The sequence below is a fragment of the Cedecea sp. P7760 genome, assembly GCF_013386425.1.
In the GTDB taxonomy this organism is placed as follows: Bacteria; Pseudomonadota; Gammaproteobacteria; order Enterobacterales; family Enterobacteriaceae; genus Cedecea; species Cedecea selenatireducens.
Window position 1 is genome coordinate 11836 of record NZ_JACARU010000022.1, and the last position, 23683, is coordinate 35518.

Genomic DNA, 23683 nt, shown 5'->3' on the forward strand with positions numbered 1-23683 from the left:
ATGATCATTGCTTTTTGCTTATACAAATACTTTCCCTACGGCGGCCTGCAGCGCGATTTTATGCGTATAGCTCAAACCGTTGCTTCTCGTGGGCATCACGTCAAAGTGTTTACCCAACAGTGGCAAGGGGAGCATCCTGAGCAGTTTGAAATCGTTCTTGTTCCGGTGACGGCTCGTACAAATCATGGCAAAAATGCGCAGTATCATCAATGGGTTGAGAATGAACTGAAGGTGCATCCGGTCGATAGAGTCGTCGGATTCAACAAAATGCCCGGTCTCGATGTTTATTACGCAGCTGACGTCTGCTATGCCGAAAAGGTTGAGCGTGAAAAGGGCTTTTTCTACAAATTGACCGCTCGCTATCGGCACTATGCGCAATTTGAGAAAGCGACATTCCAGCAGGGAAAGAAAACTCAACTGCTGATGCTGACGCCAACGCAAATTGCTGATTTCAAAAAGCACTATCAGACGGAATCGGATCGCTTCCATATTATGCCACCGGGAATTTACCCCGACAGAAAGTACAGCAACCAGATTGCAGACAGCCGGCAGGTTTACCGCCAGAAGAACGGAATCGATCCGCAGCAGTTAATGGTTTTACAAGTGGGCTCGGATTTTAAGCGCAAAGGCGTGTTTCGTTCGCTGGAGGCGATAGCCGTGTTGCCGGAAACCTTGCGCAAAAGAACGCGTTTTCTGGTCGTAGGGCAGGATAAACCCGGCCGTTTCGAAGCCAGGGCGCGGCAGCTTGGAATTGCAGATAACGTGCAGTTCTTTTCAGGCAGAGATGACGTTGCCGAGCTGATGGCTGCAGCCGATATACTGATCCATCCTGCGGTCCAGGAAGCGGCTGGGATTGTTCTGCTGGAAGCTATCGTTTCTGGATTACCGGTTCTGGTGACGGAAGTGTGCGGGTATGCACACTATATTGAGTCTGCTCGCTGTGGTGAGGTGATTCCTGAGCCGTTTAACCAGTCGACGTTGAACCGCTCACTTTTCAATGCATTAGAGAATGATGCGTTGCGTAATCAATGGGCCGAGCATGCGCGGCATTATGCCGACAGTGAGGATCTGTACAGTTTGCCTGAGAAAGTGGCCGATATTATTTTAGGTTGTGAACATGATTGAGCTTAAAGAGCCGTTTGCTACGCAATGGCGCGGAAAAGACCCTTTTGCTGAGGTTATAAAGCTTGAGGGAGAGGTCTTCCGTGCCCTGGAATCTCGTCGGACTATCCGTTTCGAGATGGAGGGTAAAGGCTATTTTCTGAAGTATCATCGTGGCACAACGTTAAAAGAAGTAGTAAAAAACCTGGCTTCATTACGTATGCCGGTGCTGGGTGCAGACAGAGAATGGTTTGCTATTCATCGGCTCAAGGCGCTTGGCGTCGACACGATGAAGGGCGTTGCGTTTGGACAAAAGGGGCTGAATCCTTTAGAACGAACCTCTTTTATTATTACCGAAGACCTGTCCCCAACCGTGAGTCTTGAAGACTATTGTGCAGATTGGGCCGCCAGGCCACCCGAAGTTAGCGTGAAACGCGCAATTATCCAACGCGTGGCCGGGATGGTTAGAGATATGCACCGTGGCGGCGTAAATCATCGGGATTGCTACATATGCCACTTCCTTTTGCATTTACCGTTTGAGTCCCCAAAAAAACCATTCAAGATATCGGTGATTGATTTACACCGGGCTCAAATTCGTCCCGCCGTACCTCGACGTTGGCGAGACAAAGACCTCATCGGCCTTTATTTTTCATCTTTGCACATTGGGTTAACTTCTCGCGACATTTACCGATTTCTGAGCATTTATTTTTCTGTGCCATTACGCGACATCATCAAGAATGAGTCAGCTTTGTTTGCCACTGCAGGCGTTAAAGCACAAAAGATACAGAAAAGAACGGTAAGAAAGTCATTATAATTAATTAAAAGTAAAAGCCCTGTAAGGTATGAGGCAAGAAAGAATGGAACTTGATTTCGATAAAGTGGTGCTTAAGAAGATAACATTCGATCACTCTGAGCATGCAAAAGACAATAAGTTAAATATTGCATACGGTGTTGATCGTAATTTTTTGTTTGGTTCAGGCATCTCAATGACATCCGTATTGATCAATAATCCGGATATCGATATCAGTTTCTACATTGTTACTGATTATGTTGATGATGAGTATCTTTCGCACATAGAGTCTCTTGCTAAAACATACGGCACTTCGGTTACTGTATTTTTATTTAATAACCAGGAGTTTCGTAAGCTCCCAAGTACCAAGGCATGGACTTATGCCATGTACTATCGCTATTTTGCCTTCGAATACTTGAGTGCCGAGTTGGATTCGGTGCTCTATCTTGATGCGGACGTTGTTTGTAAAGGTTCTCTTCTTGAGCTATCTGAGATTAAGTTTAACGGCGAATATGCAGCGGTTATCCATGATATTGATGAAGTTCGCCTTAAGTCGGGTGAACGCTTAGGAATACCGGCCCTGTCAGATGGTTACTTTAATTCCGGCGTTGTGTTTGCCAACCTGATTGTCTGGCGCGAGCAGGGGCTGTTGTCTAAAGCCTTTGCCATTTTATTTGAGAGACAAGCGGGTTTGCTTTATTTTGACCAGGATGTTCTTAATATTCTATTTGTAGGTAATGTCATCTCATTACGTCGAGATTTTAATTGCATTTATGGGGTGGATCAGGAATTAGTTAACAAAAGCATTGATGAATATAAGCATTATATTTCTAAACAGACAATACTTATTCACTATGTTGGTGTGACTAAGCCATGGCATTGTTGGGCTAACTACCCGGCGGCAGATTTCTTTATGCATGCATATAAAAAATCTCCCTGGAACGAAAAACCGTTGTTAAATGCGAATGCGGCAAAGTTGTACAAAAGAAAGTCGCGCCATGAAAAGGTTCAGGGAAAGCATATTAGCTCTGTTCTGAGTCATATTATGTATATAAAATATAAGCTGTGTAATTCGCAGGATTAAACACTGCAAATGAAAATTTTTGACTGGTATTGATATAAATAAGGTGAAAATAATGAATTTCGACTGTCGCCAGGCAATTAAGGAAAAATTGGTTTATTCCTCAACCCCGGAATCTTATCAGGGTCCGGCCCTGAATATTGCCTGGGGTGTTGATAAAAACTTTATGTTCGGTGCCGCTATTTCATTAACATCTGTGCTGATGAACAATCGTGACACCCCCATTCATTTTCATCTTTTTACTGATTCTATTGATGAAGATTATAAAGTGCGTTTACAGCGCCTTGTTCAGCAATATCATACCATAATTACTGTATATGTTATGGATTCCGAAGGGCTAAAGGTCTTACCTTGTGGCAACGCCTGGTCGCATGCAACCTATTTTCGTTTCATAGCATTTGAATATTTAAGTGATGAAATTGACTCACTTCTTTATATTGATGCTGATGTGATATGCAAAGGGTCGTTGCATAAGTTGTGTGATATTGATTTTGGAGATCGTGTTGCTGCGGTAATCCTTGATATTGATTCTAGTCGTGAATATGCCGCTCAGAGATTGAATACGCCACAGTTTGAAAGTGATTACTTCAATGCCGGCGTAATTTATGCCAACCTAAAAGCATGGAAAGCACAGAGTTTCTTAAGTACTGCTTTCAATATGTTAATGGATAAAAATAAAAGTTTTGCTTTCTTCGATCAGGATGTATTAAATATTATGTTCCTGAATAAGGTAATGTTCTTACCACGTATTTATGATGCTATTTATGGTATGAAGCAAGAGTTAAAAAGTAAGGACCTGGAGAAATATAAAGAGTTCATTACTGATGAGACTATCCTTATTCATTATATCGGCGTGACAAAACCATGGCACTCCTGGGCAGTTTATCCATCAGCACAATATTTTGGCGTCGCTTATAAAGCTTCTCCGTGGTCAGATGTGCCGTTACTTGGGGCAATAACACCTAAGCAATTCAAGAAGAAATCACGGCATGAAAGACTTCAAGGAAAAACCCTGAAGTCTATTGTTAGTTATGTTGGTTATCTAATAGCGAAGCTTAAAAGTAAGTAATGCCCTGTTATAATAGATTGTTTTACCGTAATGATAAAAAAGCTCCCAGAGGGAGCTTTTTTAATGGAATTTGCTTTTGATGTATTTCAAATACCAACCAATGGCAATAAAGTAATGACCCTTTTTGGCATTTTGTCGCGCATAGACTCTATAATCTGTTGGCCGCATACGAGGCTTGTAGGAGCGCAAAGGAGAATCACGCCATGGGGTGAAATGATGGTAAAAAACATAAAGCTGTTGTGCTAGCCCAGCGTGCTCTTTATACCATGGTTTCCTGCCCCCAGTGAAATGCATGATTTTAGGTGTCAGGTTTTTATGATAGAAAAACGTTTCTTTTTGCTCGTCGGTAAACCAGTTAAATAAAAAATTCCATTTATTATCTATGAATCTCACGTTGCCATCAATGACAATATTTAAGGCATCCTGATCAGGATAAGGTAGGCTGTTTCCCTTTTCCTGCAGAAATGTATTTGCCTTGTTTTCTATATCATGCTGGATCCAGTTTTTCACATTGATATAAAGGAATCCTGAGTTGAAGTAATGTGTGTTTTTTAAGCCCAGGCGTTGTGCATTTTTGTTTTCATCAATAGTTAAAGCGTCATGACTTACCGCGCAGATAACGTCACTAATATTAACTTCACTTATTGAACTTATACTATCAAAACAAAGCGTATCGGCATCAAGATAAATCAAGTTTTCAACGTTATCACGTAAAAGACGCGGAACTGCAAGTCGCATATAAATAGAGCGATTCAGGTGTTTTATTTTTAGATTATCACTGTATTTTTCTATATCTGATTTTTCAATTTTTTGCACATGAATACATGTATTAATCGATTTTAGCTTTTCGATTTCATCATCGCTGACATCATAAACAAAAACATAAAAGGCCAGTGATTGATGAGTGTTATTCATCAAAACGGATATCATCGAGGTGGCTACATACTCCAGATAATTGGCATCCGTGCACCAGGCGACATTGATTACTGAGTTATTAGCCATTTATTTTTTCTCATTGTCTTGTGTTACCGTATTTTTCAACGTGGTATCGATAGCGTCAATGACGGCCTGAGCTGGGATCCAGGAAAGATACTTCTGCGAACGATCCAAATCTTTTCTTTCGGGCATAGGGTGATAATTTCCCGCCCAAATCAGCGTCGCTTTATCTGACCATGGTCGCCATTGCTGATAGTTAGTTGCACCAAACAGGCATACTTGAGGTTTATTTAATGCAGCAGCCATGTGCATTGGGGCGGAATCAACGCCGATATATAGGATTGCGTGGTCGAGTAGCGCGGCAAGCTGCAGGAATGATGTTTTCCCTGCAAAACGGATGTCTGGAGAAATATCGCACAGGCTGGCAATACGCTTTACCTCTTCCTGTTCACTGGCTGCTGGCCCGCAGGTTAAATAGACCTTCAATCCCTGACTATGCAGGTGATTAATAACCTCAGCGAACTTATCCTCATCCCAGCACTTAAACGACTGCCGTGCTGTGGGCTGAATAACCACATAAGGTTGTAAGGTGAGCTCTGGATCCCGGGAACATAACGCCTGAAAGTCACTTTGCCGATAATTTAGCTGCATCCGTGGCGTAAGGTCAGTATCGTTAAAGTCGATACCCTTCAGCAGAGACAGGTTTTGCTCAACGATGTGAGTTCCTGTCATAGGGACTACCCGGCTAAAGAGCTTATTCCACAGCTGTTTCTCACGTTGAAATGCAATAGAAGGCCGCCCTAATGATGCCACTAGCACGCCAATGGGCCACTGTTCGGTCAGGTTCACAATCAGATCATAGCGATTTTTTTTCAGCTCACGTCGTAGGGTGAGATAGTTTTTAATTGTGTCGAGCAGTCCGAGCTTCTTTTCGACCAGATAAAATTGATTAATTCGGTCATCTGCCGCGAGAATTGCTTTTGTATCTTTATACAGCAATACGTCAATTTTAGCCTGAGGATAGCGAGCCTGTAGACTTGCTATGATTGGAGTAATGAGTAATACATCACCATAGAATTTAAGCTTACAAATTAAGATGCGATCTATATGTTGTTGAGCCATCTTAACGTTCCTTGTTGATCTTTTTCTTGCAAAGCTTCAATACCTGGTTACGAGTAGAAGAGATAAATGTATCTACCCAAGGATGTCGCATTTTATAGATGATTTTTTTGTTCATAACGCTTTCGTCGCAATACTGTAGTGCTGTTTTTATATCGCTTAACATTTGCTCATCATAGGCATAGTAGCCTTTCTTTTTGCGTACAATTTTGCGCCCTTCAAGGAAACAGTTAACAATCATTAGTGTTGCTACCGAGCGTTTTTCTGGATTGCCTTTTATATAGTCACACATTTTTCTCATGGCAAAAAATATGTGCTGAGCGTCACTCTCTCGTAGATTTTCAGTGATGCTTTGGCTGTTTATCCGATAATAATAGAGGTTGGCGTCAAGCTTTAAAATTCGACGGCATTTAAAGTACTGAAATGGGCTAAAGATAATGTCTTCATAGCGGCGATTTGCTTCAAATCGGTCGCTGCCAAGAAGATCCCGATGAAATATTTTGGTGACCAGATGCCATTGTGCAGCGCTGAACGTCGGTATCAACGGTAAATACCGGGCATCCTGCAAAATGAGTTCACTTCGTGCAATTTTCTCGTTGCTGCTATGTTGTGCAGTATGCAGTTTTTCTTCGTCACGAGTTAAACTAAATTCTACGATGTCATAACGTTGTTCACGCAGGATCGGTAGCAAAAGAGTGAAGTAGTCGGGGCTGATAATATCGTCACTATCAACAAATGCGATGTGAATACCTGTGGCAATGTCTAGCCCACGGTTCCTGGCAATGGCAACTCCCTGATTAGCCTGATGGATAATTTTTACGTTATTGCAGGGTCTTAATTGATAAAAGTTGGCTATTTTTTCATCAGTGTTGTCGGTTGAGCCGTCATTGATAATGATAATTTCAACTTCATCTGTGAGCCCCTGTTGCAGTGATGACAGTGTCGAGATGATAAATTCTGCATTATTGTATGTCGGGATAATAATGCTAAGAAGGTAATCGTTTCTATCATTCATGGGACTGCTCTCTCATTGTGCCAGGAAACAAAATGAAGGCAAAGCAAAGGGCCAACATACTGATTAATGATTCCGCTTTCGAGTACAGCACCATATCGCTTAAACCATAAGCAATGATAGCACCAGCTACGACTAGCATCAGTATATTTTTCTGTTTAAGAGAGATATAGACAGCTGATGTATATAAAATGAGCAGCAATATCACTCCTGTAACGCCTTTCAACGAAAAGGTATCCATCACTTCGTTATGGAGATGAATGTTGGAAAAAAACAACGCACCGCTTAATGAGGGATCGCTTTTTTCCAACTCGGTTAAGACCGCACTTCGTTGTTCAAGTGATTCACCCCATAGCTTGAGCTTTCCTGTTTCCAGACCCGCTTTTTGCATCGCGAATCTTGCTCCAATAGACGAGTTACTGTTATCGCTCTGATAAGCAGTAATATCACTTTTAAATTCAATATAGCGTTGTTCCAGGACTGGTTTCAGTGGAATTAGCGCTGCCAGACTCAGGATAATAAAGCCTGCTAAAGACCCAAATAATACTTTGCGGTTGTGGCGGTAATTCAGCAGCAACAAGACAATGCACAGCACCGGATAGACCAAAATGGCCGCTCTTGTTTGTGTTGAAACAATGGCCAAAGTGGATAATGCAAAATGTATGAAATAAAAAGGAATAACCCAAATACCACGCAGGTTAAGAATTGCCTGAGAGGCCAGAAGCGCAATAAAAGTCAGGGCATACGCCGTGCCTGTTGCGAACTCCAGGCCTAGAGTTACTCTATAGGCGAGAGGGTTAGCACCGCTTGTTGCATAAAGCTGATACCCTGCCCAGCAATAGAGTCCTAACCCCGTTGCGATGGTTACGTATCGTGCAATCCGGCTTTTGCCTGAGGAGATTGTCTGTTGCGAGCAAATTGCTGTAATCATCAAGGCGGCAAAAATTAAATTTTTACCGCCATTTTGGTAAGAGCGATAGGCTGCAGTGAAGGGAGAATTATGTTGTTTAAAGATCGCAACCCAAATGACTTGCATCAGCCCAAATGCAATAAGCGCAAGAGGTAAAAGCCATAAGCTTTTATTTTTTAATAGGTTATTATAATTATTGAAAATCAGAGGCAGTGAAAGTACGGCACTGAAAATGAAGACCTTAATTGCCTGATCCGGATTGATTAGCGCCATCACTAATGACAGCAGACATCCCGCAAAAAACAGGCCGTCTACTACGCGGAAGAAGACATCTTTTCTCTTGCTGCAATGTTGAGAAAGAATTGAGCTATCAAGCATGAGTATACTCTTGAAATATTTATAATATATTTAATTGTTGTAGCGATTTTCGCACGTCGCCTGCTGATATTGAAGTCATTGTGTGATCCTCACTCTTTAGGGCTTGCTGGTGTAACCCATACCCTCCAATCAATCCCGGATCCGTCGGCCCATAAAGCGTCAGATTTGGTCGGTCTAATGCTGCGGTAAGATGGCTTAATCCTGTATCAACAGAAATCACAAATTCCGCATTAGCCAATATCCTGGCTACGCTTTCAAGCGTCATCCTGGGCAGCACCTCAACAAAGCTAAACCCTTCGGCCAGGCGCTTGGCTCTTTCTTCTTCGTGTGGAGCACCCCATGGCAGCTTTATCCGCAGGCCGGTCGCCGCCATGAGCTTAATCAGTTCTCGCCAGTTTGCTTCGGGCCAGTGTTTATCATCCCGGGTTGTTGCATGTAAAAATACAGCATACTTTTCCTCACTACCTTTAAGATTAGTAAGAAAATGCCCTGAAATTGCATAATCGCCCTGCCGATTGGGTTTGGCATAACCCAAACTCCTGGCAAAAAGCTCACGGATACGCTCAACGGCGTGCTGCTGTTTAGCCACGCTGTGTTTTACGTTGTAGAACAGGCTGGCCAGTGGCTCACGCGCGCTGTTCCAGTCCATGCCGTGCTTTATGCCATGCGCCTTACGTGTGACCAGCGCTGCGCTCTTTACCAGCCCCTGAGCGTCGATGATGCAGTCATATTCTCTGGTTTTCAGTGCCTGATAGAATGCGTTGCGTTCGGTACGTGTTTTGGAGGCAAACCAGCTTTTACGCCAGCGGCGGATAGCAACCGGAAACACCTTATCCACGGCGGGATGCCAGCCCGGGATCTGGGCAAAGCCTTCTTCAACAACCCAGTCGAATTTGATACCCGGAATCGCCTGCATCGCGTCCGTCAGCGCAGGAAGGGAATGCAGTACATCGCCCATCGAGGACGTTTTAACCAGAAGTACACGCATCAGTCTTCCTTACTACTGGTGAGCAGTTCGGTTAACGTAATCAGCACGCTATCGGGAGTAATATCGATCAGGCTCTGGTGATACCCTTCGGCTGCATCGCCCTTACGTACTTTATGGTAGCCGCTGATCAGGCGAATGACCTTCGCTTTATGAGAGAGCGGCGGCGTGAAATCAGGGCTGCTTGGGCCATAAAGTGCCACCAGAGGACGGTCGAGTGCGGCGGCAACATGCATCAGGCCAGAGTCATTAGTGACCACGCCCTGGCATGCTGAGAGCAGGATAACGGCCTGTTCAAGCTGGGTATCACCCGCAAGGTTACGGCACCACGCCTGTTGCTCGGTGGACAGGGCCGCCAGAATCTCTTTACCCGCTTCCTTATCTTTGGCCGAGCCGAAAAGAATAACCTGATAGCCAGAATCAATGAGCTTCGCTGCGAGCGCGGCGTAGTGATAATGCGGCCAGCGCTTTGCCGGGCCGAATTCGGCTCCCGGGCAGAAACCGATCATCGGGCGCTGCTGCTCAAGGTTAAAAGCGGCGCAGGCCTGGGCTTTTTCACCCTCATTAACCTGTAATTTAGGCCACAGCAGTGGCTGCGGCAGATCTTTGGCCGACTGCATTACGCCTTTGTCGTAGCCCAATGCGACGTAGCGCTCGACCATCAATGGCCAGGCCTGTTTGTCCAGCTTGCGGCTGTCGTTCAGCAGGCCATAGCGCATCTCGCCCAGCCAGCCGGTGCGGTGGGGGATGTTGGCAAAAAAGGGAACCAGTGCGGATTTGAACGAGTTTGGCAGGACGTAAGCGCGATCGTAGCGCTTATCACGCAGGCTGTGGCCAAGACGACGGCGTTCGCCTATTGCCAGTGCGCCGTGACCAAGCGGCATGGCGATAGCTTCGTTCACTTCCGGCATGCGGGATAACAGCGGACGGCACCACGCGGGTGCCATCACATCGATTATCGCCTGGGGATAACGCGCCTTGAGCGTGCGATAGAGACTTTGCGACATCATCATGTCGCCCACCCATGACGGGCCAATCACCAGAATTTTCATGCGTTCCCTGTGCTGCTTATGCGTCGCGGTTTAACCATTTCATGTATTCCGCCACCCCTTCGGCGACGGTTTTGAACGGCTTGTCATAGCCTGCAGCACGCAGATTGGTTAAGTCTGCTTCGGTATAAGCCTGGTAGCGCCCCTTCAGCTTGTCCGGGAAAGGAATGTATTCGATGCTGCCTTTGCTGTGGAACGCCAGCGCGGCATCTGCCACGGCCTGGAAGGATTCCGCCCGGCCGGTACCGCAGTTGAAAATACCGGAAACACCGTTTTGCCAGAACCACAGGTTAACGGCGGCAACATCACCCACGTAGATGAAATCGCGCTTGAAGCCGTCGCTGCCTTCAAACAGCTTAGGATTTTCACCGTTGTTTAACTGAGTGTTGAGGTGGAATGCCACGCTCGCCATGCTGCCTTTGTGGCCTTCACGTGGTCCGTAGACGTTAAAGTAGCGGAACCCGGTCACCTGAGAGTTAGCCTCAGGCAGGATCTGGCGGACATACTCGTCGAACAGGAACTTGGAGTAGCCGTAAACGTTCAGCGGCTGCTCATATTCGCGGGATTCGATAAAGTCTTTATTGCGACCGCCGTAAGTGGCAGCGGAAGAAGCATACAGGAACGGAATTTCATGCTCGAGGCAGTAGTGCAGGACTTCTTTAGAATACTGATAGTTGTTGTCCATCATGTACTTGCCGTCCCACTCTGTGGTGGACGAGCAGGCACCTTCATGGAAGATAGCGTCGATATCGCCAAACTCTTCCCCGGCCATAATCTGGATAAGGAAGTCTTCTTTATCCATGTAGTCAGCGATATCAAGATCAACCAGGTTAGCAAACTTAGTGCCGTCCTTCAGGTTATCCACCACCAGGATGTCCCGGTAGCCTTGCTCATTCAGGGATTTAATAATATTGCTGCCGATCATGCCGGCGCCGCCAGTAACGATAATCATAAGCTTAACCTTTAAAAAGTGGGGCTTTCAGGCCTTGTGCCTGATGCGCTAATGGCTCTTATCATACCATTACAATTAAAGACCCGCCTAATGAGCGGAAGTTTTTCACCCTCGTGATTTATCCTGCAAAAATCAGATTCCCTGAAGCGTAATCTCGTCTCCTGGTATAGGTTTGGGTAATATGTGCCGAAATTTGCCATGCCTGGAGAATCGCGATGCGCGAAGATTTTTACAAGCAGTTGACCTCCCAGCTCGAGACGGCTCGTGCGGAAGGGTTATTTAAAGAAGAGCGTATTATCACCTCCGCCCAGAATGCGGATATCACCGTTGCCGATGGCAGCCACGTTATCAACTTCTGCGCCAACAACTATTTGGGTCTTGCTAACCATCCGCAGCTGATTGAAGCGGCTAAACAGGGGATGGATAAGCACGGCTTTGGTATGGCTTCGGTGCGCTTTATCTGCGGCACTCAGGACAGCCACAAAGTGCTGGAAGGCAAGCTGGCGGAATTCCTCGGTACGGACGATGCGATTCTTTACTCCTCCTGCTTCGACGCCAACGGCGGCTTGTTTGAAACCCTGCTTGGCCCGGAAGACGCCATCATTTCCGATGCGCTGAACCATGCCTCGATTATCGACGGCGTTCGCCTGTGTAAAGCCCAGCGCTACCGTTATGCCAATAATGACATGCAGGAACTGGAAACTCGCCTGAAAGAGGCGCGTGCTGCCGGGGCTCGTCACGTGATGATCGCCACCGACGGCGTGTTCTCAATGGACGGCGTGATTGCCAACCTGCAGGGCGTATGTGACCTGGCGGACGAATATAATGCGCTGGTGATGGTGGATGATTCTCACGCTGTGGGTTTTGTCGGTGCCAACGGGCGCGGCACGCACGAATATTGCGATGTCATGGACCGCGTTGACATCATCACCGGTACGCTGGGCAAAGCGCTGGGCGGTGCTTCCGGTGGCTACACCGCAGGACGCAAAGAAGTTATTGAATGGCTTCGCCAACGTTCACGCCCTTATCTGTTCTCTAACTCGCTCGCTCCGGCCATTGTTTCCGCCTCTATTAAGGTTCTGGAGATGCTGGCGTCAGGCGAAGAACTGCGTGAGCGCCTGTGGTCGAATGCCCGCCTGTTCCGCGAAAAAATGAGCGCAGCCGGTTTTACGCTTGCCGGTGCCGATCACGCGATCATTCCGGTGATGTTGGGCGAAGCGGTTGTGGCGCAGAACTTTGCGCGTGAGCTGCAAAAAGAAGGTATTTACGTCACCGGTTTCTTCTACCCGGTGGTGCCAAAAGGTCAGGCGCGTATTCGTACCCAAATGTCGGCGGCGCATACCCCTGAGCAAATTGAACGTGCGGTTGATGCGTTTACGCGTATCGGTAAGCAATTAGGCGTTATCGCTTAAGGGAGCGGCCATGAAAGCATTAGCAAAACTGAAGGCGGAAGAAGGCATCTGGATGACGGATGCACCCAAGCCGGAAATGGGTCATAACGATCTGCTGATTAAAATTCGTAAAACGGCGATTTGCGGTACCGACGTACATATCTACAACTGGGACGAATGGTCGCAAAAAACCATCCCTGTCCCTATGGTTGTGGGTCACGAATACGTGGGGGAAGTGGTTGGCATAGGCCAGGAAGTGAAAGGCTTCAAGATTGGTGACCGCGTTTCCGGCGAAGGGCACATCACCTGTGGTCACTGCCGTAACTGCCGCGGCGGTCGTACCCACCTGTGCCGCAACACCACCGGCGTTGGCGTCAACCGCCCTGGCTGTTTTGCTGAGTATTTGGTTATCCCGGCCTTTAATGCGTTCAAAATTCCGGACAATATCTCTGACGATCTGGCTTCTATCTTCGATCCATTCGGCAACGCAGTGCATACCGCGCTTTCGTTCGATCTGGTGGGCGAAGATGTGCTGGTGTCCGGCGCGGGTCCTATCGGGATCATGGCCGCTGCGGTAGCGAAGCACGTTGGTGCTCGTAACGTGGTGATTACCGACGTGAACGAATACCGCCTGGAACTGGCGCGTGAAATGGGTATTACTCGCGCGGTTAACGTCAGCAAAGAAAGCCTGCAGGACGTGATGAGCGAGCTGGGGATGACCGAAGGGTTTGACGTTGGCCTGGAGATGTCCGGCGCACCTCCGGCGTTTCGCACCATGCTGGATACCATGAACCATGGCGGCCGTATTGCCATGCTGGGGATCCCGCCGTCTGATATGTCTATCGACTGGACCAAGGTTATCTTTAAAGGACTGTTTATTAAAGGTATCTACGGGCGAGAGATGTTTGAGACCTGGTACAAGATGGCCGCGCTGATCCAGTCTGGCCTGGATCTGTCTCCTATCATCACCCATCGTTTCTCTATCGATGAGTTCCAGAAAGGCTTTGACGCGATGCGCTCCGGGCAGTCCGGTAAAGTTATCCTGAGCTGGGATTAATCATTAATCCAGAGGGCATCGCGCCCTCTGGTTTTTCAGTCACGCCTGTTTGCCCCAACCCTGCCACTGATGCTGGAGATATTTCACCAGCGCGCTCTCGGCAATACTTTCACTGATGACTTTAAAGTAGGTGGTTGCGTCCACCGGCTCGATAGGCTGTTTCGGTTTACACAGCTTCACGCCACGGAATGGGTTACGAGGCGGCTGTTGTTTGCCCGGCTGCGTATTATTTGGCGTTGAAGTGTCTACCTGTGGTTCATTAAGCAGGCTGCTCGGGCGTACCAGAGTAATGTCCGGCGGAAGGTTATAGACCATCTGCTGGAGGACCCGAACGGTTGATGGGTGTGGATGGCCGATGGCGATTGCCGACCCGGTTTTGCGCGCAAGTTGAATCGCGCGGTTGAACTGAAAGCGAATATCCGCTTCGTTCTGGGTATCGTCGAGAAAGACCTTCCGCTTAATCACTTTTACGCGCGTCCCGGCTGCGGCACGCGTTGCCTGGCTGTTGCCAATGGTCATGCTGTCCAGGAAATAGAGATTGTACTGCTCCAGCGACTGCATCACCTTTTGCATCCCGAACAGGCTGGAGGTCATCGCGCTGCCCATATGGTTATTCATGCCAACGGCATAAGGGACTTTGTTTACCGCGTCGCGAATAATTCTCTCGATCTCGCTGCTGCTCATGTCCGGGCGTAGAGTATCTTTCTCAAGCGGCTGCTTGCTAAGCGGTGCCATCGGCAGGTGGATCAGGACTTCGTGCCCGGCGTTATGCGCTTTGGTGGCCATTTCACGAGCGTGAGGCGCATTGGGCAGCACGGCAACGGAGACGTTAGTCGGCAGTGTCAGCACCTGGTTTTCCTGCTGAGGACGATAGCCAAAGTCATCAATCACTATCGAGAGCTTACCGGCCCATGCGGAGGTTGCCAGCATTAGCCCGCTGGCGGCGGCGAAAAAAACAGTGCGGAACTGAGGCAAAACTTATCTTCCCAACCACGGTTGTGGATTCACTGCCTGGCCCTGGCGACGAATTTCGAAATAGAGTGACGGACGGCCCTGGCCGCCACTGCTACCGACCAGTGCGATAGGCTGCCCGGCGCGCACCTGGGTGCCGACGCTGACCAACGCGCTCTGGTTGTAGCCGTAGAGACTCATATCGCCTTTACCGTGTTCAATAACGACGACAAGGCCATAGCCCTGCAGCCAGTCGGCAAGGATCACGCGTCCGTCGGCAATGGCTTTAACTTCCGTGCCCTCCGGCGCCGCAATAACGATACCTTTCCAACGTAGTTCACCTTGCAGCTGTTCGCCATAACGATGCAGTAACGAACCGCGAGCCGGCCAGTATGCCTGCCCGCGCGGTGACCCGAGGCCGCCGGTTCTCGACATCAGCGAGCGTTCGCTTTCGGTTGGCTTGTAGGTCGTGCCTTTGTTAGAGGCTTCCTGCTGCTTGCTGCGAACCTGCTCGGCTTCGCGCGCCTCACGCTCTGCCCTGGCTTTTGCTGCGGCGGCTGCTCGGGCGATTTGATTCTGCAAGCGCGACTGGTTCTGACGCATTTCGCTCAGCTTCTGCTGATCCTGCTGAATCGAGGATTCGAGGCCTGCGAGGGTTTTTTTGCGTTCGTTACGGGCGCTTTCCAGCTTGGCCTGCTGTGCCTGCTGCTCGTAGAGCAGCGTTTGCTGTTCACTCTGCTTACTTTCCAGCTCGGATTTCTGCTGTGCGGCTTCAGCTTTGGTCTGCTTTAGCTCTTCGATTGTCTGCTGGCGAGCAGCGTTAAGATAGCCAAAATAAGCCTGCAGGCGCTGGCCTCGCTGGCTTTCTTCTCCGCTGAGAATTAACTGAATACCGGTATGCTGACCCTGGCGAAACGCCGCATCCAGCTGAGCGGCCAGATTACGTTCCTGGGTTGCCTGCTGTTTTTGCAGTTTGGCGAGAGAGTTATTCAGGGTTGCGATTTGATTGTTTAAATCTGCGAGGGTGTTCTGGGTTTCACGCAGCTTACGGCTGGCCGCAGAAATAGCTTCTTCCTGCGCTTTTAGCTGAGCGAGTAAAACGGATCGCTGCTGCTGCTGCTGGCGCACGGCTCGCTCTTTGGCGGCGATATCCTGCTGGATAGACTGCAGCTGCTGTTTGTCATCGGCGTGGCTGGAAAAAGAGCATAACAAGACGCCAGCGCTTAACACGCTGGCGTAAATAACGGGCTTCACAGCCCATGTCTTTGAAAAAATCGCCTTTCCCCTCATGGGGAGGGATTATTCCACGATGAACAGCGGCTTGCCAGTCATCTCTTGCGGGATTTCCATGCCCATCAGGCTCAGCATGGTTGGCGCGATGTCGGACAGCTTGCCGCCTTCGACCGCTTTCAGATTTTTCTTGCCGATATAAATCAGAGGAACCGGCAGGCTGGTGTGCGCGGTATGTGCCTGGCCGGTAGCCGGGTCGCGCATTTGTTCTGCGTTGCCGTGATCTGCGGTAATCAGCAGTTGACCGTCAACGGCCTCAACGGCTTTAACCACCTGAGCCACGCAATTATCCAGCGCTTCAACGGCAGAAATAGCGGCATCATAAATGCCGGTATGACCGACCATGTCGCCGTTCGGGTAGTTACAGATGATGGTGTCGTATTTACCGCTGTTGATGGCGCTGAGAAGCTTGTCGGTCAGCTCTGCGGAGCTCATTTCTGGCTGCAGATCGTAAGTGGCTACTTTTGGCGAATTCACCAGCACGCGGTCTTCACCAGCGAAAGGCTCTTCAACCCCGCCGTTGTAGAAGAAGGTAACGTGAGCGTATTTTTCTGTTTCGGAGATGCGTAGCTGGGTTTTGTTGTGTTTCGCCATCCACTCGCCGAAGGTATTCGTCAGTGAAGCTGGTGGGTACGCGCAGGCTGTTTTAATGTCTGCGGCATATTCGGTCAGCATCACGAAGTCGCCAAACTTCACCACTTTTTTACGGCTGAAACCGTCGAAATCGGTATTAACAAAGGCGCGGGTGATCTGGCGGGCACGGTCGGCACGGAAGTTCATGAAGATCAGCGCATCGCCGTCGTTCATAGTGGACTCGGCTTCACCTGTAGCGCGGATCACCGTAGGTTTAACAAACTCATCGTTTTCATCGCGGGCGTAAGCGGCTGCCAGACCGGCAGCGGCATTGTCTGCCTGGAATTCACCTTTGGCCTGAGTCATCAGGTCGTAGGCGAGCTCAACGCGATCCCAGCGGTTGTCACGGTCCATCGCGTAGTAACGGCCAATCAGGGTGGCTACGCGGCCTTTGCCCAGCTCAGCGAACTTGTCGGAGAATTTCTTCAGGGAGGATTCGGCGCTGCGCGGCGGCGTGTCGCGGCCGTCAAGGAAAGCGTGCAGATAGATGGCTTCAGCACCGCGTTCAGCGGCCAGTTCGATCATCGCCAGAATATGTTCTTCATGGCTGTGAACGCCGCCAGGAGAAACCAGGCCCATGATATGTACTGCTTTCCCGGCGGCAACCGCTTTGTCTACCGCGCCGGTCAGCACCGGGTTAGCAAAGAAAGTACGTTCTTTAATTTCAACGTCCAGGCGAGTCAAGTCCTGGTAGACGATGCGGCCGGCGCCAAGGTTGACGTGGCCCACTTCAGAGTTACCCATTTGACCGTCCGGCAGGCCAACTTCCAGGCCAGATGCGTTGATCAGGGTATGTGGACGCTGGGCCCACAGGTTATCCATTACCGGAGTTTTCGCGTTAAGGATGGCGTTATCCTGCTGCTCTTCGCGGTGGCCGTAGCCATCCAGAATCACCAGCACCATAGGTTTTTTAGTAACCGACATTGCAACAACCTCTGAGTCTAAGACAAAATTTGCGTAATTTTACTACAGGCACTCCCGGTGAATAGCCGCAGAAGATCAAAGAAAGGGGCTGGAGGGCGATCGGATTACATCAGTCTGGTTCTTTTTTTTCGTAACAGCCCGCAGAATCCACATAACATTATTCAGACTGGCTGTAATTGCCACAACGCGAAGGTATACTCCCCACCTGGTTTTCTCATCATTACTTAGTCGGGAGTTATTACCCCCCATGCAAGAAATTATGCAATTCGTTGGTCGTCATCCCATACTTAGTCTGGCGTGGGTTGGTCTGCTGGCAGCGGTACTTTTCATGACCTTTAAAGGCCTGGCCTCCAAAGTCAAAGTGGTAACCCGCGGTGAAGCCACTCGCTTAATTAACAAAGAAGACGCGGTGGTTGTCGATGTGCGCCAGCGTGACGATTTCCGTAAAGGCCACATTGCGAATTCACTGAACGTGCTGCCAACCGAAATCAAAAGCGGCAATTTTGGTGAGCTTGAAAAACACAAAGCGAAGCCCATTATTGTGGTATGCGCTAACGGTGTTTCTTCACAAGAATCAGCGGCTTTGTTGCACAAAGCTGGCTTCGAGCAAGTCTCGCTGTTAAAAGAAGGTATTGCTGGCTGGAGCGGGGAAAACCTGCCACTGGTTCGCGGTAAATAATCTGGAAAAGACTGAGGTAAACCATGGCGAACATTGAGATCTATACCAAAGCGACCTGCCCTTTTTGCCACCGTGCAAAAGCCCTGCTGAATGAAAAAGGCGTGGCGTTCCAGGAGTTGCCTATTGATGGCGACGCCGCTAAGCGGGAAGAGATGATCAAACGCAGTGGCCGCACCACGGTACCGCAGATTTTTATTGACGCACAGCACATTGGCGGTTGCGATGACTTGTACGCACTGGACGCGCGTGGTGGACTCGATCCCCTGCTGAGCTAGTGTGGTTTGTCTGCCGTGTATCGCAGAGTAAGGACGTTTAAATTTAAGGGTTAACAATGTCAGAACAAAACAATACAGAAATGGGTTTCCAGATTCAGCGTGTTTACACCAAGGATGTCTCTTTCGAAGCACCTAACGCGCCGCACGTTTTCCAGAAAGACTGGCAGCCAGAAGTTAAACTGGATCTGGATACTGCATCCAGCCAGCTGGCTGACAATATCTACGAAGTTGTACTGCGCGTAACCGTCACCGCCAGCCTGGGCGAAGACACTGCTTTCCTGTGTGAAGTTCAGCAGGCGGGTATCTTCTCCGTGGACGGTATCGAAGGCTCGCAGCTGGCACATTGCCTGGGTGCATACTGCCCGAACATTCTGTTCCCGTATGCGCGTGAATGTATCACTAGCCTGGTTTCTCGCGGCACTTTCCCGCAGCTGAACCTTGCACCGGTTAACTTCGATGCGTTGTTCATGAACTATCTGCAGCAGCAAGCTGGCGAAGGTGCTGAAAACCATCAGGATGCCTGATGAACAGCCTTAATGCTTCAATGACTGTTATCGGTGCCGGCTCTTACGGCACCGCTCTCGCTATCACCCTTGCGAGAAATGGCCACCACGTTGTGCTGTGGGGCCATGATGCCAAACATATCGCTACGCTGCAGGCCGATCGCTGCAACGTGGCTTTCCTGCCCGACGTTCCTTTTCCCGACACGCTGCATCTCGAGAGTGATTTAGCCGTCGCACTTGCCGCCAGCCGCAATATTCTGGTGGTCGTGCCGAGCCATGTGTTCGGGCAAGTGTTACGTCAAATCAAGCCGCTGATGCGCCCGGATGCACGTATTGTGTGGGCGACAAAAGGGTTGGAAGCTGAAACGGGTCGATTGCTGCAGGACGTTGCCCGCGAAGCGCTGGGTGATGATGTTCCCCTGGCGGTTATTTCCGGCCCGACCTTTGCGAAAGAGCTGGCTGCCGGTTTACCAACCGCAATTGCGCTTGCGGCGACCGACGACCAGTTTGCAGAGGATCTCCAGCACCTGCTGCACTGCGGCAAAAGCTTCCGCGTCTACAGCAATCCCGATTTCATCGGCGTTCAGCTTGGCGGAGCGGTTAAAAACGTCATCGCTATTGGGGCCGGGATGTCGGATGGCATCGGGTTTGGCGCCAATGCACGTACCGCGCTTATCACCCGTGGTCTTGCAGAGATGACGCGTCTGGGCAGTGCGCTCGGTGCTTCGCCTGAAACCTTTATGGGGATGGCTGGCCTGGGCGATCTGGTGCTGACCTGTACCGACAACCAATCCCGTAACCGTCGCTTCGGCATGATGCTTGGCCAGGGAATGGATGTGGATGGCGCACAGCAGAAGATTGGCCAGGTGGTTGAAGGCTATCGCAATACCAAAGAAGTTCGCGAGCTGGCGGCTCGAGTAGGCGTCGAAATGCCAATAACCGAGGAAATTTATCAGGTATTGTATTGCGGAAAAAATGCGCGCGAGGCAGCATTAACGTTGCTTGGTCGTACTCGTAAGGATGAACGAAGCGGCAATTGAGGGATCGCTTAATACACCGCAATAACTGAAACGTCCCGACCCTGGTGTCGGGCGTTGTTTTTCTGTCTGGAGAGAACAATGTCGTCTGAAGAACTGGATTTGGTGTGGAGCAATATTAAAGCCGAAGCGCGAGCGCTTGCGGATTGTGAACCCATGTTGGCCAGTTTTTATCATGCGACGCTCCTCAAGCACGATAACCTTGGTAACGCGCTCAGCTACATGCTGGCCAATAAGTTAGCTTCGCCGATTATGCCGGCTATCGCGATTCGCGAGGTTGTCGAAGAAGCCTACGCAGCCGATCCGCAGATGATTGCTTCCGCGGCTTGTGACATTCAGGCTGTTCGCACCCGTGACCCGGCGGTAGACAAGTATTCAACGCCGCTGCTTTATCTCAAAGGTTTTCACGCGCTCCAGGCATATCGAATTGGCCACTGGCTCTGGCTGCAAGGGCGACAGGCGCTGGCTATCTTCCTGCAGAATCAGGTCTCAGTTTCTTTCCAGGTAGACATTCACCCGGCGGCGAAAATCGGCTGCGGGATCATGCTGGATCACGCCACGGGGATTGTGATCGGTGAGACTGCGGTCGTCGAAAACGATGTTTCTATTCTGCAGTCGGTCACGCTGGGCGGTACCGGTAAAACCAGTGGCGATCGCCATCCGAAGATCCGCGAAGGCGTGATGATTGGCGCTGGCGCAAAAATCCTTGGCAATATAGAGGTCGGAACCGGCGCAAAAATTGGCGCAGGCTCAGTTGTGCTACAGCCTGTTCCGCCGCATACCACTGCTGCTGGCGTACCGGCTCGCATTGTGGGCACGCCAGGTAGCGACAAACCGGCGATGGATATGGATCAGCACTTCAACGGCGCGGGCTTTGAGTACGGCGACGGCATTTAGCTTCTGAGCACGGCGCCCTGATACCCCAACTGGCGCCAGGCCTCATACACCACCACGGACACCGAGTTAGAGAGGTTCATGCTGCGGCTGTCCGGCATCATTGGGATGCGAATCTTCTGTTCCGCCGGCATCGCATTCAGGATCTCAGGGGGCAACCCACGCGTTTCCGGCCCGAACATCAAATAATCCCCTGCCTGATAGCTCACCGCGCTGTGGGCCGGCGTTCCCTTGGTCGTTAAGGCAAACAGGCGTTGAGGCTTTTCGGCCTCTAAAAATGCATTGTAGTCACGATGGCGCAGCACGGTCGTAAACTCGTGGTAGTCCAGCCCGGCGCGTCGCAGGCGCTTATCGTCCCAGGGAAAGCCCATCGGCTCAATGATGTGCAACCGGAAACCGGTATTGGCGCACAGGCGGATAATGTTCCCGGTATTGGGCGGAATTTCTGGCTCAAACAAAACGATATTTAACATACAACCCCCATCGACTAGGGGGCGAAGAATAGCAAAATTGCGGCTAAGCAGAAATGAAAACAGGCTCCGTAGAGCCTGCTTGTTAGCGGTGATAAAGCGGTAGCCAGAGCGTCAGGCGCAGACCACCCAGCGGGCTGTCGTCAGCTTTTACCCAGCCACGATGCTGCTGTACGGCGGTTTCCACGATAGCCAGACCGAGACCTGTACCTCCCGACTCGCGATCGCGAGCTTCATCTGTACGATAGAACGGGCGGAAAATCTGCTCTCTGTCTTCCGGACTGACACCCGGGCCGTCATCGTCAACGGTGACGGTAATGCCTTGATTATCGACTGAGAAATTCACAGCTATCTTGGTGTGGGAATAACGCAGGGCGTTACGAACAATGTTCTCCAGCGCGCTTTCCAGCGCATTCGGGTTACCGTACATCAGCCACGGTCCCGGCGGGTAGGTGATCTCCAGCGACTTGCCCACCTGCTCGGCTTCGAAGGCGGCGTTATCCAGCATCTCAGTCCAGATTTGATTAGCCTTCATGGTCTCGCTAACCAGCGCATTTTTTTGCTGGTTACGCGACATGACAAGCAGGTCATTAATCATCCCGTCCAGGCGCTGGGCTTCCGTTTCAATGCGTGCCAGCTCTTTGCTCTCACCGCTTCGGCGGCGCAGCAGCGCGGTACCAAGCTGCAGGCGGGTCAGCGGAGTGCGGAGTTCATGAGAGATATCAGACAGCAATCTTTGCTGCGCCGTCATCATTCTTTCCAGCGCCGTCACCATTTGGTTAAAGCTTGCGCCCGCGGCCTGGAATTCCTGTGGCCCAGCCTCGAGTTCCGGATGTTGACGCAGGTTGCCCTGGGCTACTTCATCTGCTGCGTTTTTCAGCTTACGAGCCGGTTTGGCGAGGCTCCATGCAAGCCAGAGCAACAGCGGGGAACTCACCAGCATGGTGACAATCAGTAGCAGCAAAGGGCGGTCGAACAGCAGGTTAATGAAGTCAGATTGCGAGCTGCTGGCCGGGCGAATCAGGTAAAGTTGGTAGTTATCTTCGCCATCTCGCACCGAAAAAGGCCCAACTAGCTCAACCCGGCCATATTTCTTTTTCTGAGGATGATCGGCATTATCGGACTGGCCGATAAAGTTGCGGATGATCTGCATTTCGTTGCGTTGGGCGCCAATGACGCGCCCTTCGCTGGTGACCAGCAGCAGACGCTGGCCAGGAGGTGCCCATTTGTCGATGGCGCGGAACAGGCGCCGCCACCACATCAAATCATTCGGTGGATCGGTTGCCAGCTCCGCTTCGACGTGTTGCTCAATCATGTAGCCCTGACGTTGCTCATTTTCCATCAGCTCGGTCATCTGGCGTGAATCCAGCTTCGGCAGCATTAAAACTAACATCAGTACCAGAGCTAGCGTCAGCCAGAAGATGGCAAAAATTCGCGCGGTAAGGCTACTTATCATGAAGCGGAAACCATCAGATAGCCGCGGCCACGCAAGGTTTTAAACCACGGATGGCCGTCTTTACGATCCGGCAATTTACGACGCAGATTGGAAATATGCATGTCGATTGCACGATCGAACGGCGTTAAGCGTTTACCCAAAACTTCCTGGCTCAGATGTTCACGTGAAACCACCTGACCCAGATGCTGGGCAAGGAGATAAAGCAGCGTGAATTCGGTGCCGGTTAAGTCCAGGGCCTGCCCGTCAAAGCTGGCTTCCTGGCGGCCCGGATTGAGGCTCAGCCCGTCGACTTCTACCGTCGGCGAACTGCTGTCGCTGTTCTGTTGCTGCTCGCTCCAGTGTGAACGACGCAGGATGGCGCGAATACGGGCGACAAGCTCGCGGTCGTTGAAGGGTTTTGGCAAATAGTCATCGGCACCCAGCTCAAGGCCGAGCACGCGATCGAGTTCGCTACCGCGAGCGGTAAGCATAATGACAGGTGTCTGGTGTGTCTGGCGAAGCTCTTTCAAAGTATCAATGCCGTTTTTCTTTGGCATCATTACGTCGAGCAATAACAGGTCGATGCTGTCGTCCAGAAGCGTCAACGCTTGCTCACCATCGTGAGCAACAATCACGTCAAAACCTTCCATGTCGAGCAATTCCTTTAGCAGGGAAGTCAGCTCTCGGTCATCATCAACTAACAGGATTTTATTCATTGTGAAATTACCTCCGAGGCAGAAATTACGTCATCAAGGCGCGCTA

At 50.1% G+C, this 23683-nt stretch carries 24 protein-coding genes; 11 read left to right on the top strand and 13 right to left on the bottom strand.

Translation table 11 applies throughout. The features are described from left to right. The 4 genes from HX778_RS08880 to HX778_RS08895 are packed head-to-tail and all read left to right on the top strand — an operon-like array spanning window position 1 to window position 4041. Window positions 1-1125, top strand: a complete 1125-nt coding sequence (locus HX778_RS08880; protein WP_038477157.1) for a glycosyltransferase family 4 protein — start codon at window positions 1-3, stop codon at window positions 1123-1125. After that, window positions 1118-1915 (top strand): lipopolysaccharide core heptose(I) kinase RfaP, encoded by a 798-nt coding sequence (gene rfaP, locus HX778_RS08885; RefSeq protein ID WP_038477153.1) that lies wholly within the window; start codon window positions 1118-1120, stop codon window positions 1913-1915. The genes HX778_RS08880 and rfaP overlap by 8 nt, the downstream gene beginning before the upstream one ends. Before the next feature lie 43 nt (window positions 1916-1958). Further along, window positions 1959-2975 carry a glycosyltransferase gene (locus tag HX778_RS08890; protein WP_038477151.1) on the top strand — a complete coding sequence of 339 codons (1017 nt, stop codon included), beginning with the start codon at window positions 1959-1961 and terminating at the stop codon, window positions 2973-2975. 52 nt (window positions 2976-3027) lie between these two features. Then, entirely contained in the window at window positions 3028-4041 is a 1014-nt protein-coding gene (locus HX778_RS08895) for a glycosyltransferase (protein ID WP_038477148.1), read from the top strand. A 60-nt stretch (window positions 4042-4101) separates the two neighbouring features. Here the strand turns inward: HX778_RS08895 and HX778_RS08900 are convergent, their stop codons facing one another. From HX778_RS08900 to rfaD, 7 genes are read right to left on the bottom strand one after another with little or no spacing between them, the layout of a single operon-like run. Next, window positions 4102-5043 (bottom strand): glycosyltransferase family 8 protein, encoded by a 942-nt coding sequence (locus HX778_RS08900; protein ID WP_176981806.1) that lies wholly within the window; start codon window positions 5041-5043, stop codon window positions 4102-4104. Beyond that, entirely contained in the window at window positions 5044-6099 is a 1056-nt protein-coding gene (gene rfaQ / locus HX778_RS08905) for a lipopolysaccharide core heptosyltransferase RfaQ (RefSeq protein WP_038477142.1), read from the bottom strand. A gap of 1 nt (window position 6100) precedes the next feature. Next, window positions 6101-7111, bottom strand: a complete 1011-nt coding sequence (locus tag HX778_RS08910; RefSeq protein WP_038477139.1) for a glycosyltransferase — start codon at window positions 7109-7111, stop codon at window positions 6101-6103. Continuing rightward, window positions 7104-8396, bottom strand: coding sequence for an O-antigen ligase (locus HX778_RS08915; RefSeq protein WP_235212872.1), 1293 nt, complete (start codon window positions 8394-8396; stop codon window positions 7104-7106). Before HX778_RS08915 ends, HX778_RS08910 begins: the two co-directional genes overlap by 8 nt. 19 nt (window positions 8397-8415) lie before the next feature. Continuing rightward, the gene (gene rfaC, locus HX778_RS08920; protein WP_038477136.1) at window positions 8416-9384 is read right to left on the bottom strand and encodes a lipopolysaccharide heptosyltransferase RfaC; all 969 of its coding nucleotides are present in this window, start codon (window positions 9382-9384) and stop codon (window positions 8416-8418) included. Then, on the bottom strand, window positions 9384-10433 hold the full coding sequence (rfaF, locus tag HX778_RS08925) for an ADP-heptose--LPS heptosyltransferase RfaF (RefSeq protein ID WP_038477133.1): 1050 nt from the start codon (window positions 10431-10433) through the stop codon (window positions 9384-9386). Before rfaF ends, rfaC begins: the two co-directional genes overlap by 1 nt. 16 nt (window positions 10434-10449) lie before the next feature. Next, window positions 10450-11382: an ADP-glyceromanno-heptose 6-epimerase gene (gene rfaD / locus HX778_RS08930; protein WP_038477130.1), complete on the bottom strand. Its 933-nt coding sequence runs from the start codon at window positions 11380-11382 to the stop codon at window positions 10450-10452. A gap of 215 nt (window positions 11383-11597) precedes the next feature. Between rfaD and kbl the strand changes: the two genes are divergently transcribed. Both kbl and tdh read left to right on the top strand, forming a co-directional pair. Next, on the top strand, window positions 11598-12794 hold the full coding sequence (kbl, locus tag HX778_RS08935) for a glycine C-acetyltransferase (protein WP_176981807.1): 1197 nt from the start codon (window positions 11598-11600) through the stop codon (window positions 12792-12794). Between the two features lie 10 nt (window positions 12795-12804). Then, window positions 12805-13830 carry an L-threonine 3-dehydrogenase gene (gene tdh, locus HX778_RS08940; RefSeq protein ID WP_008457475.1) on the top strand — a complete coding sequence of 342 codons (1026 nt, stop codon included), beginning with the start codon at window positions 12805-12807 and terminating at the stop codon, window positions 13828-13830. Between the two features lie 39 nt (window positions 13831-13869). On the opposite strand, the gene HX778_RS08945 is transcribed toward tdh, so the two are convergent. Genes HX778_RS08945 through gpmM form a run of 3 tightly spaced genes read right to left on the bottom strand, consistent with a single transcriptional unit; the run spans window position 13870 to window position 17628 of the window. After that, a complete protein-coding gene (locus tag HX778_RS08945) occupies window positions 13870-14805 on the bottom strand; it encodes a divergent polysaccharide deacetylase family protein (protein ID WP_038477122.1) in 936 nt (311 codons plus the stop codon). A 3-nt stretch (window positions 14806-14808) separates the two neighbouring features. Continuing rightward, window positions 14809-16071, bottom strand: coding sequence for a murein hydrolase activator EnvC (envC, locus tag HX778_RS08950; RefSeq protein WP_176981808.1), 1263 nt, complete (start codon window positions 16069-16071; stop codon window positions 14809-14811). Between the two features lie 9 nt (window positions 16072-16080). Next, window positions 16081-17628 carry a 2,3-bisphosphoglycerate-independent phosphoglycerate mutase gene (gene gpmM / locus HX778_RS08955; RefSeq protein ID WP_038477117.1) on the bottom strand — a complete coding sequence of 516 codons (1548 nt, stop codon included), beginning with the start codon at window positions 17626-17628 and terminating at the stop codon, window positions 16081-16083. A gap of 247 nt (window positions 17629-17875) precedes the next feature. On the opposite strand from gpmM, the gene HX778_RS08960 reads away from it, so the two are divergent. From HX778_RS08960 to cysE, 5 genes are all read left to right on the top strand, one after another. Next, a complete protein-coding gene (locus HX778_RS08960; RefSeq protein WP_038477108.1) occupies window positions 17876-18307 on the top strand; it encodes a rhodanese-like domain-containing protein in 432 nt (143 codons plus the stop codon). 23 nt (window positions 18308-18330) lie between these two features. Further along, on the top strand, window positions 18331-18582 hold the full coding sequence (gene grxC / locus HX778_RS08965) for a glutaredoxin 3 (RefSeq protein WP_008457480.1): 252 nt from the start codon (window positions 18331-18333) through the stop codon (window positions 18580-18582). A 56-nt stretch (window positions 18583-18638) separates the two neighbouring features. Continuing rightward, window positions 18639-19106 carry a protein-export chaperone SecB gene (gene secB, locus HX778_RS08970; protein ID WP_038477105.1) on the top strand — a complete coding sequence of 156 codons (468 nt, stop codon included), beginning with the start codon at window positions 18639-18641 and terminating at the stop codon, window positions 19104-19106. Beyond that, window positions 19106-20125 carry an NAD(P)H-dependent glycerol-3-phosphate dehydrogenase gene (gpsA, locus tag HX778_RS08975; RefSeq protein WP_038477101.1) on the top strand — a complete coding sequence of 340 codons (1020 nt, stop codon included), beginning with the start codon at window positions 19106-19108 and terminating at the stop codon, window positions 20123-20125. Before secB ends, gpsA begins: the two co-directional genes overlap by 1 nt. Before the next feature lie 78 nt (window positions 20126-20203). Then, entirely contained in the window at window positions 20204-21019 is an 816-nt protein-coding gene (gene cysE, locus HX778_RS08980; RefSeq protein ID WP_038477098.1) for a serine O-acetyltransferase, read from the top strand. On the opposite strand, the gene trmL is transcribed toward cysE, so the two are convergent. From trmL to cpxR, 3 genes are all read right to left on the bottom strand, one after another. After that, on the bottom strand, window positions 21016-21489 hold the full coding sequence (gene trmL, locus HX778_RS08985; protein WP_038477095.1) for a tRNA (uridine(34)/cytosine(34)/5-carboxymethylaminomethyluridine(34)-2'-O)-methyltransferase TrmL: 474 nt from the start codon (window positions 21487-21489) through the stop codon (window positions 21016-21018). The two genes, cysE and trmL, sit on opposite strands and share 4 nt — an antisense overlap. A gap of 82 nt (window positions 21490-21571) precedes the next feature. Beyond that, window positions 21572-22942: an envelope stress sensor histidine kinase CpxA gene (cpxA, locus tag HX778_RS08990; RefSeq protein ID WP_038477092.1), complete on the bottom strand. Its 1371-nt coding sequence runs from the start codon at window positions 22940-22942 to the stop codon at window positions 21572-21574. Beyond that, a complete protein-coding gene (cpxR, locus tag HX778_RS08995) occupies window positions 22939-23637 on the bottom strand; it encodes an envelope stress response regulator transcription factor CpxR (RefSeq protein WP_008457487.1) in 699 nt (232 codons plus the stop codon). Before cpxR ends, cpxA begins: the two co-directional genes overlap by 4 nt. Window positions 23638-23683: the final 46 nt, after the last annotated feature.

Bases quoted from the DNA above. Each gene is read 5' to 3' on its own strand.
- gpmM (WP_038477117.1), bottom strand. From the start codon at position 17,628: ATGTCGGTTACTAAAAAACCTATGGTGCTGGTGATTCTGGATGGCTAC.
- gpsA (WP_038477101.1), top strand. From the start codon at position 19,106: ATGAACAGCCTTAATGCTTCAATGACTGTTATCGGTGCCGGCTCTTAC.
- tdh (WP_008457475.1), top strand. From the start codon at position 12,805: ATGAAAGCATTAGCAAAACTGAAGGCGGAAGAAGGCATCTGGATGACG.
- rfaD (WP_038477130.1), bottom strand. From the start codon at position 11,382: ATGATTATCGTTACTGGCGGCGCCGGCATGATCGGCAGCAATATTATT.
- HX778_RS08915 (WP_235212872.1), bottom strand. From the start codon at position 8,396: ATGCTTGATAGCTCAATTCTTTCTCAACATTGCAGCAAGAGAAAAGAT.
- rfaF (WP_038477133.1), bottom strand. From the start codon at position 10,433: ATGAAAATTCTGGTGATTGGCCCGTCATGGGTGGGCGACATGATGATG.
- HX778_RS08960 (WP_038477108.1), top strand. From the start codon at position 17,876: ATGCAAGAAATTATGCAATTCGTTGGTCGTCATCCCATACTTAGTCTG.
- HX778_RS08900 (WP_176981806.1), bottom strand. From the start codon at position 5,043: ATGGCTAATAACTCAGTAATCAATGTCGCCTGGTGCACGGATGCCAAT.
- grxC (WP_008457480.1), top strand. From the start codon at position 18,331: ATGGCGAACATTGAGATCTATACCAAAGCGACCTGCCCTTTTTGCCAC.
- kbl (WP_176981807.1), top strand. From the start codon at position 11,598: ATGCGCGAAGATTTTTACAAGCAGTTGACCTCCCAGCTCGAGACGGCT.
- HX778_RS08890 (WP_038477151.1), top strand. From the start codon at position 1,959: ATGGAACTTGATTTCGATAAAGTGGTGCTTAAGAAGATAACATTCGAT.
- cpxR (WP_008457487.1), bottom strand. From the start codon at position 23,637: ATGAATAAAATCCTGTTAGTTGATGATGACCGAGAGCTGACTTCCCTG.
- envC (WP_176981808.1), bottom strand. From the start codon at position 16,071: ATGAGGGGAAAGGCGATTTTTTCAAAGACATGGGCTGTGAAGCCCGTT.
- cpxA (WP_038477092.1), bottom strand. From the start codon at position 22,942: ATGATAAGTAGCCTTACCGCGCGAATTTTTGCCATCTTCTGGCTGACG.
- secB (WP_038477105.1), top strand. From the start codon at position 18,639: ATGTCAGAACAAAACAATACAGAAATGGGTTTCCAGATTCAGCGTGTT.
- trmL (WP_038477095.1), bottom strand. From the start codon at position 21,489: ATGTTAAATATCGTTTTGTTTGAGCCAGAAATTCCGCCCAATACCGGG.
- HX778_RS08895 (WP_038477148.1), top strand. From the start codon at position 3,028: ATGAATTTCGACTGTCGCCAGGCAATTAAGGAAAAATTGGTTTATTCC.
- rfaP (WP_038477153.1), top strand. From the start codon at position 1,118: ATGATTGAGCTTAAAGAGCCGTTTGCTACGCAATGGCGCGGAAAAGAC.
- HX778_RS08880 (WP_038477157.1), top strand. From the start codon at position 1: ATGATCATTGCTTTTTGCTTATACAAATACTTTCCCTACGGCGGCCTG.
- rfaC (WP_038477136.1), bottom strand. From the start codon at position 9,384: ATGCGTGTACTTCTGGTTAAAACGTCCTCGATGGGCGATGTACTGCAT.
- cysE (WP_038477098.1), top strand. From the start codon at position 20,204: ATGTCGTCTGAAGAACTGGATTTGGTGTGGAGCAATATTAAAGCCGAA.
- HX778_RS08910 (WP_038477139.1), bottom strand. From the start codon at position 7,111: ATGAATGATAGAAACGATTACCTTCTTAGCATTATTATCCCGACATAC.
- rfaQ (WP_038477142.1), bottom strand. From the start codon at position 6,099: ATGGCTCAACAACATATAGATCGCATCTTAATTTGTAAGCTTAAATTC.